This is a genomic window from Rhodothermales bacterium, from assembly GCA_034439735.1.
Lineage (GTDB): Bacteria > Bacteroidota > Rhodothermia > Rhodothermales > JAHQVL01 > JAWKNW01.
The window spans coordinates 1-14,635 of sequence record JAWXAX010000039.1; the positions used below are offsets into that span (position 1 = coordinate 1).

The 14,635-nt window shown below is 60.1% G+C and carries 14 protein-coding genes and 1 other RNA gene; 7 read left to right on the plus strand and 8 right to left on the minus strand.

What is annotated here, in order from left to right; translation table 11 throughout:
- Positions 1–135: 135 nt before the first annotated feature.
- From SH809_02710 to SH809_02730, 5 genes are all read right to left on the minus strand, one after another.
- Complete coding sequence (locus tag SH809_02710; GenBank protein ID MDZ4698595.1) at positions 136–768, minus strand: response regulator transcription factor; 633 nt, start codon at positions 766–768, stop codon at positions 136–138.
- Entirely contained in the window at positions 765–3,008 is a 2,244-nt protein-coding gene (locus tag SH809_02715; GenBank protein ID MDZ4698596.1) for a PAS domain S-box protein, read from the minus strand. The genes SH809_02710 and SH809_02715 overlap by 4 nt, the downstream gene beginning before the upstream one ends.
- A gap of 22 nt (positions 3,009–3,030) precedes the next feature.
- Positions 3,031–4,530: a serine hydrolase gene (locus SH809_02720; GenBank protein ID MDZ4698597.1), complete on the minus strand. Its 1,500-nt coding sequence runs from the start codon at positions 4,528–4,530 to the stop codon at positions 3,031–3,033.
- 49 nt (positions 4,531–4,579) lie between these two features.
- Complete coding sequence (locus SH809_02725) at positions 4,580–6,454, minus strand: family 16 glycoside hydrolase (GenBank protein ID MDZ4698598.1); 1,875 nt, start codon at positions 6,452–6,454, stop codon at positions 4,580–4,582.
- A gap of 368 nt (positions 6,455–6,822) precedes the next feature.
- Positions 6,823–7,458 (minus strand): response regulator transcription factor, encoded by a 636-nt coding sequence (locus tag SH809_02730; protein MDZ4698599.1) that lies wholly within the window; start codon positions 7,456–7,458, stop codon positions 6,823–6,825.
- A gap of 322 nt (positions 7,459–7,780) precedes the next feature.
- Here SH809_02730 and SH809_02735 point away from each other — a divergent pair, with 322 nt between their 5' ends.
- Together SH809_02735 and SH809_02740 are read left to right on the plus strand one after the other, a co-directional pair.
- Entirely contained in the window at positions 7,781–8,002 is a 222-nt protein-coding gene (locus SH809_02735; GenBank protein ID MDZ4698600.1) for a hypothetical protein, read from the plus strand.
- A 162-nt stretch (positions 8,003–8,164) separates the two neighbouring features.
- A complete protein-coding gene (locus tag SH809_02740) occupies positions 8,165–8,320 on the plus strand; it encodes a DUF3309 family protein (protein MDZ4698601.1) in 156 nt (51 codons plus the stop codon).
- Between the two features lie 410 nt (positions 8,321–8,730).
- On the opposite strand, the gene ssrA is transcribed toward SH809_02740, so the two are convergent.
- Together ssrA and SH809_02750 are read right to left on the minus strand one after the other, a co-directional pair.
- Positions 8,731–9,111, minus strand: a transfer-messenger RNA (tmRNA) gene (gene ssrA / locus SH809_02745).
- A 151-nt stretch (positions 9,112–9,262) separates the two neighbouring features.
- Positions 9,263–9,721 (minus strand): hypothetical protein, encoded by a 459-nt coding sequence (locus SH809_02750; GenBank protein ID MDZ4698602.1) that lies wholly within the window; start codon positions 9,719–9,721, stop codon positions 9,263–9,265.
- Positions 9,722–10,279: 558 nt separating this feature from the next.
- On the opposite strand from SH809_02750, the gene SH809_02755 reads away from it, so the two are divergent.
- The 4 genes from SH809_02755 to SH809_02770 all read left to right on the plus strand — a co-directional run bounded on the left by SH809_02755 (position 10,280) and on the right by SH809_02770 (position 12,901).
- Complete coding sequence (locus tag SH809_02755; GenBank protein MDZ4698603.1) at positions 10,280–10,615, plus strand: YtxH domain-containing protein; 336 nt, start codon at positions 10,280–10,282, stop codon at positions 10,613–10,615.
- Positions 10,616–10,738: 123 nt separating this feature from the next.
- A complete protein-coding gene (gene yaaA / locus SH809_02760) occupies positions 10,739–11,551 on the plus strand; it encodes a peroxide stress protein YaaA (protein MDZ4698604.1) in 813 nt (270 codons plus the stop codon).
- Between the two features lie 15 nt (positions 11,552–11,566).
- Positions 11,567–12,187 carry a uridine kinase gene (gene udk, locus SH809_02765; GenBank protein MDZ4698605.1) on the plus strand — a complete coding sequence of 207 codons (621 nt, stop codon included), beginning with the start codon at positions 11,567–11,569 and terminating at the stop codon, positions 12,185–12,187.
- 57 nt (positions 12,188–12,244) lie between these two features.
- Entirely contained in the window at positions 12,245–12,901 is a 657-nt protein-coding gene (locus tag SH809_02770) for a hypothetical protein (protein MDZ4698606.1), read from the plus strand.
- Here the strand turns inward: SH809_02770 and SH809_02775 are convergent.
- Entirely contained in the window at positions 12,862–13,689 is an 828-nt protein-coding gene (locus SH809_02775; GenBank protein ID MDZ4698607.1) for a biotin--[acetyl-CoA-carboxylase] ligase, read from the minus strand. The two genes, SH809_02770 and SH809_02775, sit on opposite strands and share 40 nt — an antisense overlap.
- Positions 13,690–13,828: 139 nt before the next feature.
- Between SH809_02775 and SH809_02780 the strand changes: the two genes are divergently transcribed.
- The gene (locus SH809_02780; protein ID MDZ4698608.1) at positions 13,829–14,518 is read left to right on the plus strand and encodes a tetratricopeptide repeat protein; all 690 of its coding nucleotides are present in this window, start codon (positions 13,829–13,831) and stop codon (positions 14,516–14,518) included.
- Positions 14,519–14,635 lie beyond the last annotated feature (117 nt).

Consider the following 14,635-nt stretch of genomic DNA (forward strand, 5'->3'; position numbering starts at 1 on the left):
GTGGCGTATCCTCCTTCTCCAAAGGGTGATGACTTCGACAATCATCAGGATACGCCGCCTTCTCTATTTATGCCCGTCCACAACTTTCGAATGTAGCTCCAAACCGCGTAGGACGTATCCTACAAAGCAGTGTGGTTATAGGATCAGGTCATTCTTGATCGCGTAATGTGTCAACTCGGCATTGCTCTTCATATTCATCTTTTCAAGCACCCTCGCCCGGTACGTGCTCACGGTTTTGACGCTTAGCGACAGGCTCTCGGCGATCGCGCTGACCGTCCGACCCGACGCCAGCTGGCGCATGACCTGGAATTCGCGATCGGATAGGGTTTCGTGCAGCGGCCCATCCGTATCGGCATCCAGTTGAAACAGAAGCTCCTCCGCCACGGCCGGACTCACATACCGTTTGTTGTCGGCTACGCGACGGATCGCCTGTACCAGTTGTTCGGGGGCGCTGTCCTTGTTAAGGTACCCGGCGGCGCCGGCGCGGAGCGTGCGGACGGCGAATTGATTTTCAGGGTAGACGCTGAGGATCAGTACGGGAAGAGCGGGTAGCTCGAGTTTGAGCTGCTTGAGCACTTCGAGACCACTCGCTTCTCCCAGATTCAGATCGAGGACCAGCACATCGTACGTCGACCGGCGCACAAGCGTGTACACCTCGTCGGCCGAACTGGCTTGATCGGCGACTTCAATGTCCATGGTCTCGGATATGATCTGTACCAGACCTCTTCGGACTATGGCGTGGTCGTCGGCAACGAGGACACGAATCATTGGGAACGTCTGGATGATTGAGGAAGACGAACACGTACCGTGATGCGAGTGCCCTGGTTGGGTTTACCGTCGATGGCGACGGATCCGTTCCAGGGGAAGATGCGCTCCCGCATGTTAAGCAGACCGAGCGAGGTCGATTGTTCGATGTCTTCGGGCCTGATGCCGCGGCCATCGTCCGCGATTTCCATCGTGAGGGTGTCGTGTTCGACGGCCAGATGTGTCCGCATCGAAGAGGCGCCGGAATGTTTCATGATATTGGTCAGCGCTTCCTGGAAGATACGGAAGAGCGCGATGGCAAGCTTGGGGTCTAATTCTTCGATGCGACCACTCGTTTCATCCACCGTCGTACAAACTATATCCGTTCGCTTTTTCTGTTGTTCACAGAGCCATTCGATAGCCGCAGGGAGCCCGAAATGATCGAGTACACCGGGCCGGAGTTCATGGGAGATCCGCCGCACGGTGTTAATCGTCTGCTCCACAAGAGATAGGATGGAATCCGCTCGCTTGCGGAACGCCGGCTCGGGGTTGGTGAATTGGTCGAGCAGCCACACGATATCGAGCCGCAGCGAGGTAATCGCCTGGCCGAGCACGTCGTGCACCTCACGCGCGATCCGGGCGCGTTCCTCCTCTTGAACGTTATGCAATTGCGCGGCGAGTTCGCGGAGCCGGCGGTTCGAGTCCTGGATCTGGGTTTCATGCAGGATCCGGTCCGTCATATCACTCATCGACAGGACGGCCGCCCTGTCACGAGCGTCTCCCATCTGCTCGATTGGTTCGGCGTTGATGGATATCCAGCGTATGCCGGTGTTGGTTATTCGGAGCCCGATCACCTGATTGCGAAGCGACGTGCGGCTGCCCAAGGACATAAGGGCGGGGTGTTCCTCCGGCAGCATGGGCGATCCGTCCGCATGGACAGCATTCCAGTCGACGCTCACGTTTCGACCGATGAGGCTGTTGGCCGGTTGCCCGAGTAAGCGCTCGGCGCTGGGGTTGACGGCCACGATGCTCCCCCGAGAGTCCACCAGAAGCACGCCGTCGCTTAGGCTGGTAATGAGGGAGCGATAGAGGGCTTCGCTGGATTCCAGCGCTTGCTGCGCGGTTACCTCGTCCGTGATATCGCGACCCTCGGGGATCAGCATTTCGACGCTTCCATCGGCGCCGAAGAGCGGTTTGATGCTGAAGTCGATGATCGTCAGGCGCTCGTCCGCGCCAAAAACCTCGGTGTTGTACCGAACGAACTCCCCGCCGGCCGCGGTACGGATCGCGCCTTTTAATCGCTCCTGCTGCTCGGCGCCAACCGACCACCAGTAACATTCCCAGAACGGCTTGCCGATAACCTCGTTGCGATGGAGACCGCCAAATCGAAGCGCGGTCTCGTTGGCCTCGATCAGAATACCGTCGGTTTGCAGCAACCCGATGAATTGGAAGGTGGAGTCGAAGATTGCCCGAAACCGCTGTTCACTCACGCGCAACGCGCGCTCCATGGCGCGCATATCCGTCACATCCTGGAGGGTGCCGATCATGATGAAGTCTGTGCCGCTGAGTTTGGTGTCCCCCCGGAGGTGGACGATGCGTTCCTCGCCATCCGGTCGGGTGATGCGGTGGTCGAAAGCGACTGATCCTAACGTTTCATGCGCCTTTTGCATGGTCCTGCGCACGAATGCCAGGTCCTCGGGCGGAACGTAACGGGCGAGATCCTTGAAGTCGATATCCGAGTCGCGCGAAAGGCCGTAAATTTCGAAGAGTTGCCGGGACGCCGTAAATCGATTTGTGGTCAGATTTCGTTCCCAGGTTGCCAGCTGACCGCCGCGCTCCGCCCGCCGCAGTTCCGCTTCACGCTCCTTCAGCGCTATCTGGGCCTGCACCCGCTCGGTGGCGTCGTTGCCACTCACCATGAGCAACGGCTCACCATTAAGCCGAGGAATCGACGCCCAGGTCGCTTCCAGGATTCGAAAGACTTCCCCGTACACATACCGGAACGTCTGTTGGATGGTGTGGTCGGGCCGGCTTCGTAAGTCCGCCATCAACGCGGATATTTCCGGCCAATCGTCCACATGCACCAGGGTCTCGAAGAGCGTACCGGCGAACTCGTTGAGCGGTCGGCCCATCAACTGTTCACACGCTCTGTTCGCAAAACGGATGCGACCCTGCGCGTCGACCGCCAGGCAAACATCCGTGATCTGGTCGAGCAGAGCCGGAAATAAGGCCTGGTCGGGGGGAATGTATTTTCGGAGGTCCACCAGGTTTCAAATGTAAGACGAGTCAGTTCGCCGCGCCGATGAGAGACGGGGTTTCGCGCGAACCAAACGCGACGTTGTGTTCGCCGGAAAATGTCACGTCGTCGCCGGCAAAGCGGAAGGTCAGGCTGGAATAAAACGGGGTTTCGTACAACACCAGTTTAAGTGAGAAGGTATCTTCGGAAATCCATCCGCCAGACGCTCCGCTGGCGTGTGCCACGCCCGACATACCCCAGAAATGTTCGACCCCGTTTGCGAAGAGCGTGCTCCCTATCGCCCAGTCGCCAAGGCCAAACGGAATCCGGCTCTCGCCGGCCTGCGTCGTTATCGTCAGCGCAGGCGTCTTCGATCGGAAGTCGAATGCCAGGGCCTGGACACCCTGTTCGTTTTCAGGAAATTCGAAACGCTTGCCCGAGACGCGGCGGGCCAGTTTCGACGTGGCCTCGCCTTCGGCCGGCTTCACGCTCAAATTGGCCAGCCGGGCGGTCAGCGCGGCCTGCGCGGCCGGCGACTCGCGAAGGGCCTCGCTTTCCAGGGCAGGCAGGAGCTTATCCCACACGAGATTCATCACCTGCTGCATGTCCCGCACGCCGCTCGTGATGGCGATTACGGCGTCGTGTTCCGGAATCACCATCATGTACTGACCGAACGCCCCGTCGCCGCGGTAGGTGTCGTGGCGCGAGCGCCAGAACTGATAGCCGTACCCCTGATTCCAGTCGCTGTCCGGGTTGCTGCCGTTGGAGGTCTGCAGCGCCGTAGCCGCCGCCACCCAGTCCGCCGGGATGAGCTGCTTTCCGTCCCACATCCCCTGCTGGAGATAAAGCTGGCCGAACTTAGCGATGTCCTCGGTGCGGACATTCAGCCCGTACCCGCCCAGCGTGATGCCCTGCGGATTCTGGCCCCAGGAGTGGTTCTCGATATCCAGCGGGGCGAAAAGGCGTGGCTGGAGATAATCGAACACCGTCTGCCCGGTCGTCTGCTGCACGATGGCCGACAACATGAAGGTGGCCGGCGTGTTGTACGTGAAGTGGGTCCCGGGGAGATGCGGCACCGGGTGGGCGAGGAAGGCCTTTACCCAGTTCGTTTCGCTTTGCAGCGCGACTTCCACATCGTGGCCGGCGGACATGCGGAGCAGGTCGTGCACGCGCATCGCCTTCAGGTTGTCGCTCGGGTCGGCCGGCGCGTCGTCGGGAAAGAAGTCTAGCACCCGGTCGTTCAGGCTAAAATGTCCCTCCGCGATCGCCAGCCCTACGGCCGTCGAAGTGAAACTCTTGCTGAGCGAATACAACACGTGCGGCGTCGCGGCGTCGTACGGCGTCCACCACCCTTCCGCGACGACATGACCATGACGAACCAGCATGAAGCTGTTCATGGTGTCGATCTCGTCGCTGGCCGCCTCGACAAAGGCGAGGATCGCCTCGGACGAGATCCCCTGCGCCTCGGGTGTGCTCCGCGGCAGACCGTTTTTGACCGGGTCGAGCGAGTGCGATCCTGTGAACAGGATCGCTACGAGAAGCAGAAGCATCTTCGGCATGCAAGGGGATGGAAAACAGGTGGATGGACTACGCGGCGCTTCAGCGTCGCGTGCCCCAGATTATGAAGGTGCCCCGATCGCCCGACGTCACGATGTCCACGGCGCCGTCGGCGTTCAGGTCGAGGACCTCGAACTGGGATCCCACACCGGAGCGATTGTGGATCAGCTCCGGCTCGAAGGAGATCCCCCCGGGCGCCTGTGCCTGGCGCACGGTGCGATATCCGTACGTAACGGCCTCGCCATACGGGTCCGGGTCGGTCGAACTATCCAGATGGGACCAGTACCGCTTGCCGGTGACGAGGTCGGGCACGCCGTCGGCGTCCAGGTCGGCGATTTCCACGCCGGCATGAAGCTGCGAAAAGACCACCCCGCCGGCGTTGTCAGTCGAAAAATCCCCCATGATGAGGTGGGGCGTGAACGAGACGCCGCCGGAGGCGTCGCGCGTCTGCTCGAACCATGCCAGCCCCCAGCCGTGGGCGCTCAGGCTCGTCGCCACGTCGTTCCGCCCATCGCCGTTTAGGTCCACCACGCTCATAGTCCCCCCGCCGTGGCCTACGATCCCACCGGCCTCGTTAAACGGAAACGGGTGAAACAGCCAGTTTCCGGGCAGCGTCCCCGCCGGCGGTTGTTCGAACCACCCGCTCGCGATCAGGATATCCGCTCGGCCGTCGCCGTTGACGTCGCCGGCCCCGAGGCCATGGATGACGAATCGATTGCCGATGGGCTCAGAGACGCGATGGATCGTCCAGGGGGCGGTCGGGTCCGCCGGGTTCGGCTCGCCGTACGCCAGGATCCCCTGGGCGAGCGCCATGACGACCTCCGGCTGTCCGTCTCCGTCCATGTCGCGCAGCAACGTCGTTTCGGAGACGATGCCCGGCAACACCAGGAAGGGGTCCCAGCGCCGGTTTTCGCCCTGGGGGTTGACGTACAGTACCATCGGGCGGGATTCCGTCGCCAGGACATCCGGCCAGCCATCGCCCGTGAAGTCGTGCGCGTGGGTCACCATGTTGGGGGTGTAGTCCGTGCTCGGGCTGAACGTCTCGCCCGCGTAGATCTCCCCCCGTTGCGTGTAATCCGGCCCCAAGTAATAATAGGGTCCGGCGACGACGTCGGACACGCCGTCCCGGTTGATGTCCGCCACCGCCGTATCCCAGGCATAGTAGAATTCGTCGAGCCTTTGGAGGGAGAAAAGAGGGGATGTCGTCTCTGGCGAAACCCGGCGCAGGTTCATGTCGGCCGCCGAAAGGCCATCGAATTCCACGGCGCCCGATCCGCCCACATAGAGGGCGATAGAGCCGTAGCCGTTGGAATGCTCGCCTGTCACGCCGGCGGTGCCGGCCTCCCATCCGTCCTCGTGCACCCGGACGATGTTGGCGTCGACGGCGATGTGGAGCGTGTTCCAGTCGCCCGCGGCCAGCGGCATGGCGGAGGCCATGCGGAGAGGGCCTTCGGAGACGGCCGGGGCGATGCGGCGCATCGCACCGGCGGCGGGGAGCGGAGTCCGGACCAGCTCCCGGCCGGCGGCATCCAGCGAGACCTGGTACAGCCGGAGGGAGTCAGTAACGGCGATGAACATCCCCCCCGAAGGCCCCCCTTCCGCCGGCGTTTTCGCACGGAGCAGCACGCCGGCATTGCAGGCGGCGGCGCAGCGGAAGCGCAGGGAGAATTGGAAGTCATGGAAGGCCTGGTCGGAGATCAGCCACCCACCCGCTCCGTTCGGCGTCCCGGTGATCGCTCCGGCCTCGGCCTTCCACTGGGCGCCGCCAAGGGGGCGCCAGGCCGAGAGATCACTTCCCGAAAAAGCCCAATCGGGCACGAAGTGAGGCGATGGTTGCGCCGTGGCAGCGTGGGCGACGAGCAAGATAGACAATGCGATCAGCCAGGTAGAGGTGATCCGGGTCGGGTTGGGAATCATGTGGGGTAGGTGGCTATTGAGAGCGATGAGGCGCCGGCCGGCTGGTCGCGCATAGGGAATCTACGCCGTTCCGCGTACCTGTCAAAGATATCCAAATACGCCGCCACGTGAACGCCCGCGAAGGAGTGGGTGTGCTGGCAACGGGGTGGGCGCATTTGCTTAATATAACGGGCTGGCATTGGATAGCCAAGGAGACATTTGCGCAGCCGTCGAGTGGCCTGGCGGTTGGCGAGGGAGTAGTGAATCGGCACAAAAAAAAGCTCACGCTTTTCATGGCGTGAGCTGCTGAAGAAAGGACCACGGCCCCTTTTGGAGGCGGGTCTCTATGTAAAGTCTGCCGTGTGGCAGATCGTTGTTTTAAAGTGGATTCAGGCGTACGCGATACAACTGGCCGCTTCTTTCCGGCTTCCGACCCTCAATTTGCTCAGGATATTGTGGACATGGTTTTTGACGGTGCCGTATTCGATAAAAAGCTGCGCCGAGATGGCTCTGTTGGATAATCCGGAAGCAAGGAGTCTCAAGATTTCCTGCTCGCGATCGGTCAGCGAATCGTAGCGACCGAGGTTGGGGAGCGTATTCTGCATACCGGTGCGGTCGCGAAGCCGGCGCATCAGCGCCGCCACGATATGGGGAGCGGCATATGCGGCGTGATCAGATACGGACCGGACGACGCGAATCAGCTTATCGAAGGAGTCGCTCTCAAGCACATACCCCGACGCCCCCGCTTCGATGGCCTGGAGGATCGCACCTTCTGAATCGGAAACGCCGATCGCTACCACGCGGATACAGGGGTCATTCGTCACCATACCCCACAGCGTTTCGAGGGCTTCACCGTTGGGGAATCCCATGCTGAGCAAGGCCACGTCCACATGGCCGGCATGATCAGAGACCTGTTCGAGATCCGTCACGCTGGCAACGACATCAAATCCCTTTTCATTAGACAGGGCCGAAGCGATGAAGTCCGCCCTGAGTCGTGTGGGCTCAATAATAATGAGGCGTGTCATAAGGGGTTTGGGGGGGCTAGTTGTGGCTGGAATCACGATTACATAAAGGGTACATGCGGCCGTGTTGGCCCCGTGTAGTCATGGAGGCACTCCTCGTGTCAGCGTATATGTCGCGGGGGGGTAGGCAGAACACCGACTCATAGGAAATAGGGCCATGCGCAAAATGTATCCTTTTCTGTACCCGTCGCCTGTACCCATGCCTATTGAGTATCTCACACGCCCTTGCTACGCTATAGGCTGGCAGCAATGCCCGGAATCACTCTACAGAATCAGAGAAGGGTTCTGAACCGAAAATCATCGTGTAAATCCATAGTCTGACCATATGAAACGAATGACTCTGATTGGGATCGTGTTGCTGGTGTTGGGCGGACTTGCCCTGGCCTACGGCGGCATTACGTACGTAACGGAGGAAAAAGTGCTTGACCTCGGAAAGTTGGAGATCGAGGCAGATAAAGAACGCACGATACCTCTTCCCCCGGTAGTTGGAGCCGTTCTCCTGGCTACGGGTCTGGTCGTCATCGTGATGGCGAATCGTAAAACGTGAGCGGGTGCGGTGTCGACCGCGTTTCCGTTTAATAACAGACGTTATGCAGGGCCTGCAAGGAGACGCAAAATTTTGCGTCTCTACGCTTTGAAAACCGGCATTTTTACCCGTTTATGTTCGTCACTGCGTAACGTCACTTAATAATCTGATGTGAGGTGTACTATGCTCGGTACAATCATTCTTGTCGTAGTCGTATTGATGCTCATTGGGGCCCTCCCTAACTGGGGGCATAGCCGCAACTGGGGGTATGCCCCCAGTGGTGGACTTGGCCTGGTGCTGCTGATTGTCATCATCCTCATAGTGCTGGGGCGTCTCTGACGTATTGGATCCAGCGCGTAAACGATTGTAGGAAGCACAAAAGACGCCTCCGGATGTGGGTCATAGACCCGGTCCGGGGGCGTCGTCATAAGGGCCGATCAGGAAAACACAGCGGTTGCGATGGCGAGCGGCGGCATTAAGCCCGGGCGGTCGATCGAACGGGAGATGAGTAACTGGGGGAGTACTCTGCGCGTTTATCCATGGCTCCACGTGCTCAAACGCTGTAGTCTCCGGCAATTCCGGGGCGGTTCAATCTGAACGCTGCCGGGTTTCATGGAGAGGGGAGGTCGGCGCAAGGTACTTGAATAACTGAAAATAGCCATGCCTCCACTCAGCGCCAATTCCGGCGCCCCCCGAAAAACAAAAACCCGTCCCTCGGCCATGGGGCCAAAGAACGGGTTTGAAACAACAAGTGGAGATGCCGGGAGTCGAACCCGGGTCCGAATGGGCATACACGTAAGCCTCTACGTGCGTAGTCAGTCTATTTGAGCTTCACCACCCTCTTTAGCCAACTGACGGGGCCGAGAAGGCGCTAAGGTTGATTGGTTCTCGCTGCTCGGGCTCAACCGGCGCCCTTACAACCAGTCCATTGTAAATGATGCCCGCCGCGCGCCAATGGACGCACCACGCCTTGGACAGATAGCAACGACTTAAGGGGGTACCTTAAGCGGCCATCGCGTACGAGTAATCGTTCGCAGTTACTTGGTTCTTGACAGTTTATACGGGCTTGCCAAGAGGCCCGGCACGGCTACCTACGGCACACTTCCACCCGTCGAAGCCAGAACATCCCCATATGTGCAAAGAACGCCGCCGCCGGCCTGTCATCGTGTCATGATGATCGGCCGTTGCGCGTAGCAACTATACACGGCAAAGGGTAGGCCAATGTTTCCCTCCGACCCTTCGTGCGATCTCATTAAACCTTAAACCGCGAGCCTTGAACCCTTAAAACCCATCCAACTCCGGCCTGGCCGCGCCGCGTTGAAAGATCTCGCGCGTTTCGAGGGCCTCCCCGAGCGGTCGGAAAACGGCCCGACGCAAGGTGTTCGGCATGTACGGGAGCTTGTTGCGGGCGCCGACGAAGGGGTGCCGGAACGGGTGAATAAATACGCGGACGTATTCGTCGCCGATCGGCACGGCCTCCAGGTAGGCGATCGTTTTGTAGAGGATACGGCGGTCGAACGTGCGGGAAGTCGTTCGCACGGCATTGGGCACTTCGGGAGGCGCCAGCTCCCAGCCGGCTTCCTGAAATCCCTCGGCGACGCGGTCGGCGGTCGTCGCCGGATCCCCCTCCACCTCGTAATCCACATATAACAGGGACACCCGCGGCGAACAACCGGCCAACCCTATCATGGCCAGAGCCGCCATGGCGGATAAATAGGAGGGAACACTGGAACGGGGCATGGGCGCAAGGCACTTGCTGAATGGGACGTTCATGAAAAGAGGGTTGGGATAGTGTACCCGAGCCCGGCCTACCCACCAGTTCCCGGAAAAGTTCTTTGCCGGCGCCGGCCGCCCAGAAACGCGTGGGTCAAAAGATTTGCGGTGAGGAAACAGGAGAGGGGAGACCGTGTTTAAGGGGAGCTAGTTTCGGCTGGTTCTGGCCAGTTCGTGATGCATTCCGATTAATCGTTTTAGAGAGGAGTTTTATGCCCTGTGGTCGTAAACGTAAACGGCACAAGATTGCTACGCACAAGCGGAAGAAGCGGCTGCGTAAGAACCGGCACAAGAAGAAGAACCGTTAGGCGACTGGCTTGACCCTCCGGGTCCAAAGCTGCGGTCGGTATCCCGGCGGTGGCTTTTTTTATCTTGCCTGAATAGCGGTCCTGTGGATTCGTTCGGTGCCGGATTACGCGCTCGCGTTTCCCAGAAACAAGGGTTTCCCAGAAACAGGTGCGCGCTCCGCTCGTTGAATCTGACAGCAGTGCGCGTGTTTTTGCCATCTCACCAACCGGTCAGTATATGAAGGAGTATACCGCGGGAAGTCTCGTTCGCGCCGGCATCCTGGGAGCCCTCATAGGCGGGGCCACGGGTTTTGCGCTGGGGTTGTTGTTGGCGCCGGAGGAAGGCAAAAAGATTCGCCGCCGCCTCGCTTACCAGTTGGAAAAACTGGCGGATCAGGTGAATACTTTCGTCGAAAACGTCGTCCATCCGGAAGGGCCTGGTGACGCTCGCCAGAAAGGAGATGCGATCGTGGCCGACGCGCGCAACCGCGCGCAACAGATACAGGATGACATCGACGCCCTGATGGGGGAAGTTCGTCGGCAGGGTTCCTCCGGTACCCCGACTGCCAACTGACGGCCGCTAATGGGTGACCGCTGCCTTCCGGCGGTCCTCCATCATGGCCAACGGAAGGTCGTCAGCTGGTCGACTCTCCGGATCAAGACGGGCACCATTCGCACTAGCTGGATCGGCACATTCATGCCCAGGTTCTCGATTCTTCTGCCACCATCTGAAGGAAAATGTCCCGGCGGGAATCCCTTCGCGCCGGACATGTTTGATTACCGCTCGTCGAGCACGTTCAACTATTTTAGCGAGTTGAACCCTGAACGCCGTAAGCTCATCACGGCGCTTCAGGAAGTCATCACGGCTGGTAAAGACCTGGACACACTCCTCGGCATCAAGGGCGAATCGCTCGACGAGGCCATCGAAGCGAACAAGCGTGTGTTCGAGGCGCCGCTCATGTCCGCCATGCAGCGCTACAGCCCCGGGGTCATGTTCAAGTCAATGGACTTTGCCGGCCTGCCTACGGGCGCTCAGCGTCGCCTCCTCGAAAATGGCATCATCGTCTCCGGCCTGTTCGGCCTCCTGCGGCCGGACGACCTCATACCGGACTACCGTCTTCGCATCGATGCGGTCATGCCGACGTTAGGAAAGGTTTCTCGCTACTGGCGCCCCTTTATCAGTCCACTGCTTAATGAGGCGCTCAAAGGGCACATCGTGTGGAATCTGCTCCCCTCGTCGCAGAAAGAAGCCTGGGACGACACCCATGCGTACGAGCAGATGATCGAGCTCCGCTTCTTCGATGAAGAAAACGGCGAACGAAAGCTTATTACCCACGGCGTTAAACCCTTGCGCGGACAGATGGTCAATGTTATCGTCCGTGAGGCCATCGAGCGAATGGAAGACCTCAAAGATTGGGTGCATCCCGCCGGTTATGTATACGACGAGGCGGAATCGTCCTGGGACGAAGCCACCCGGACGGGGAGCGCCACCCTGGTTCGCCGCCTCTGACACGTGATGGTCCCCATGGCGCCACGTCCCGTGGTTATCGGTATCGCAGGGGGCTCGGGCTCGGGTAAAACAACCGTCCTCCGACATATCGTCGATGCACTGGACCCCGCTCTGATCGCGATCATCGAGCACGACGCCTATTACCGCGACATCAGCCATCTCCCCCAGGATGTGCGTCGGGAGGTCAATTTTGATCACCCGGACGCGCTGGAAACAGAGCTCCTCCTCGAGCACCTTGGCCGGCTGATGCAGGGGTTTGCTATCGAGAAGCCCACTTACGACTTCCAGCAACACAGTCGCCGGCTGGAAACGGTCCGTATCGAACCACGCCCCGTCCTATTTATCGATGGGATCCTGGTCCTCGCCGAACCCGATCTGGCCGAGTGCCTGGACATCAAGATCTATGTCGATACCGACGATGACATCCGCCTCCTGCGCCGCATCAAGCGCGACCTGAACGAGCGCGGCCGATCCATTGACGACATCCTGTTCCAGTACGAACACACCGTCCGCCCGATGCACATCCAATTTGTCGAACCCTCCCGCCGGCGCGCCGATCTCATTATTCCCCGCGGTGGACATAATCGAGTCGCTATCGACCTGGTGATCGCACGCATCCGCGCCCTGCTCGCGTAACATGCCGGCTGTCCCGCCGTATCGCCGTTCGTATCCTTTTGCCGCACCCACACTCGCATGATAGGAGCGTTACGATTGGCCCATCAGCGTCTCATCGGCCCCGTACAACGGTCGATGTACCGCCTGTTACTCGCCACTACCCGTCCCAACCCGTGGGACCGCTTCACCTTCGATGTGCCTCTCCACGCGTACGGGGCGGGCTCGCTCCATCCCTTTTCCTGGTATTTCTCGGGGCAACTGGAGACCACGGCACACACGGTCAACGACGTGTCCGATTGGTTACAGGGCTGTACGTATCGACGGGACGACGAGCAGTTTAATTCGACGGATCACTGGCAACACCCCACTCATTTCGAGCGCCGGCGGGAGGGTGATTGTGAAGATTTCTCGTTATGGACCTGGCGCAAACTCGTTGAAATGGGCTGCGACGCCGAGTTTGTCGCCGGTTGGATGCGCGTGGGATCGGTAACAGTCGGGCATACCTGGGTACACTACCGCGATGCCGGTCAGACATTTATATTCGATCCCGTCGTTCGCGATCCGCGCGAAGTCGTTCGTCCGGTCGAGGCCGTGGCGCCGGCCTATATCCCGCAAGTTTCCGTGGATCAGGCCTTTCAAGGCTACGTCTACGGAGGCTACCTGACGGCGCTCCACACACGCTGGAAAAACCGGGCCTATCCTTTAATCGCGCGGGTCGAGACGTCTCCGGCGTGAAATAGCACTTCTCCTTCGGTGGTGCGTAACCGTAATGCCCCCAAAGGAGAAACGCCCACGAGCACACCCTGGCGCGTACCCATCCCGCCGGGGAAACGAATTTCTACGCGTTCACCCCGCTGATGCATGCGGGCCTCGTATGACGCCAGAAGCCGGTTCGTCGCCGCCTCGTCGCCGAGAGATGCGTACATCGTTTCAAACACGTACAACACTTCCGCCAACAGGGCATCGCGTGCGATAAATCGGCCCGTTTCGAGCAGCAGCGAGGTGGCGGTGTCGGCAAGTTCTGGGGAAAACTGCTCCTGGTTTACGTTGATGCCGAGTCCCAATACAATGAAGTCGGGTGGATGTGCGGATCCGCCGCTCTGGCTTGATTCGAGGAGAATCCCCCCGGTTTTTTTCCCCGCGATGTAGAGATCGTTCGGCCACTTGAGGGCCACTGAGAGGGGTGTGGTCAGGGCGTCGATGGCCTGCGCCGCAGCGAGGCCGGCCAGCAAGGGCAACACGCTGATCCGGTCGAGTGGCAATGCAGGCCGCAAGACAAGCGAAAAAAGCAGATTTTTCCCCGGGTCGGCTTGCCAGACGCGACGATGTCGGCCTCGACCGGCCGTCTGGTGATCGGCCACCACAAGGGCGCCCGCCGGCGCTCCGGCCCGGGCCCACTGCGCCGCGGCCTCGTTGGTTGAATCGACCGTCTCGTAGACGCGGAGGGGGCAACCCATCCCCCGGCAACGTGTGAGCGCGCGCCAGGCGTCTGGAAGTGGTGTCGCGTATTCAAAGTGTAGCATCGGGAAGCCAGGCGCTGCGCGCTATTCTATACGGAACTGTTCAGAACGGGCCGGGTGGGCGTATCTTGGCGCCTGGAACGATTGTTGGGGTCGGTACCAAAAAATGAGACATGGCGTCTGAAGGACGCAAGAGACGCAGATGAATAGGTCGTGGTTTCTTGGGATATCGATAGGATGGGTGGTTCTGGTGCCGCAGACAGCGCCGGCGCAGGTCGGTTCGTTGCAGCCCAACGTGCAATCGCAATTGCATCGCGCGGAAACGGCATGGCGCACGGGAGGAAGCCTGCTGGAAGCCAAGGTCCGCGCGGACGAAGTGCTTCGCGCCGAACCCGATCATCCCGACGCGCTGAAGCTCCGTGCCGATGTACTGCTGGCTCTGAAACGCTACGACGAAGCCCTGCGGGATGCCCGTCGGGCGACCGAGTTGGACCCCACCGATGGCCGCGCCTATTGGATTCTGGCAGAATCGGCCCGGCTCTCCGGAGACCTATCGATGGCGCGCGAGGCATTACGCGAAGCGGCCGGCCATATTACCGACGATAATGCCGAATTCCATGTCCTGCTTTCGGGTGTTGCCATGTACGTGGATGAATTGGAACTGGCCGAGTCCTTTGCTCGCGTAGCCCGCGCGAAGGGGCCCATGCACGCGGCCGCCCACTACCAGCTCGCGCGTGTATTCCTGCTCCAGGGCCGGCTGGACGATGCCGCGACGATTCTGGTGGGAGGGCTCAATGAGCAATTCCTGGATCCACGCTTTATCCGAGAAGATGCCGCCCTTCGAGCGCTCGTCGACCATCCGGATCTGGCAGCGGCGATGGCGGACGATTAGAGAGTCAAAGTGGAAAATTAATACTTCGGACACTTTTTGTAGCTCGACCGTTCCTGACGATCAGGCCCCTCCTCGATTCGAGAGCCTGCCCCGTACTTGATACGGGGAGGGGCCTGA

Coding starts and splice junctions, on each gene's coding strand:
- SH809_02710 (MDZ4698595.1), bottom strand. CDS start 768: ATGATTCGTGTCCTCGTTGCCGACGACCACGCCATAGTCCGAAGAGGT.
- SH809_02720 (MDZ4698597.1), bottom strand. CDS start 4,530: ATGCTTCTGCTTCTCGTAGCGATCCTGTTCACAGGATCGCACTCGCTC.
- SH809_02725 (MDZ4698598.1), bottom strand. CDS start 6,454: ATGATTCCCAACCCGACCCGGATCACCTCTACCTGGCTGATCGCATTG.
- SH809_02730 (MDZ4698599.1), bottom strand. CDS start 7,458: ATGACACGCCTCATTATTATTGAGCCCACACGACTCAGGGCGGACTTC.
- SH809_02735 (MDZ4698600.1), top strand. CDS start 7,781: ATGAAACGAATGACTCTGATTGGGATCGTGTTGCTGGTGTTGGGCGGA.
- SH809_02740 (MDZ4698601.1), top strand. CDS start 8,165: ATGCTCGGTACAATCATTCTTGTCGTAGTCGTATTGATGCTCATTGGG.
- SH809_02750 (MDZ4698602.1), bottom strand. CDS start 9,721: ATGCCCCGTTCCAGTGTTCCCTCCTATTTATCCGCCATGGCGGCTCTG.
- SH809_02755 (MDZ4698603.1), top strand. CDS start 10,280: ATGAAGGAGTATACCGCGGGAAGTCTCGTTCGCGCCGGCATCCTGGGA.
- yaaA (MDZ4698604.1), top strand. CDS start 10,739: ATGCCCAGGTTCTCGATTCTTCTGCCACCATCTGAAGGAAAATGTCCC.
- udk (MDZ4698605.1), top strand. CDS start 11,567: ATGGCGCCACGTCCCGTGGTTATCGGTATCGCAGGGGGCTCGGGCTCG.
- SH809_02770 (MDZ4698606.1), top strand. CDS start 12,245: ATGATAGGAGCGTTACGATTGGCCCATCAGCGTCTCATCGGCCCCGTA.
- SH809_02775 (MDZ4698607.1), bottom strand. CDS start 13,689: ATGCTACACTTTGAATACGCGACACCACTTCCAGACGCCTGGCGCGCG.
- SH809_02780 (MDZ4698608.1), top strand. CDS start 13,829: ATGAATAGGTCGTGGTTTCTTGGGATATCGATAGGATGGGTGGTTCTG.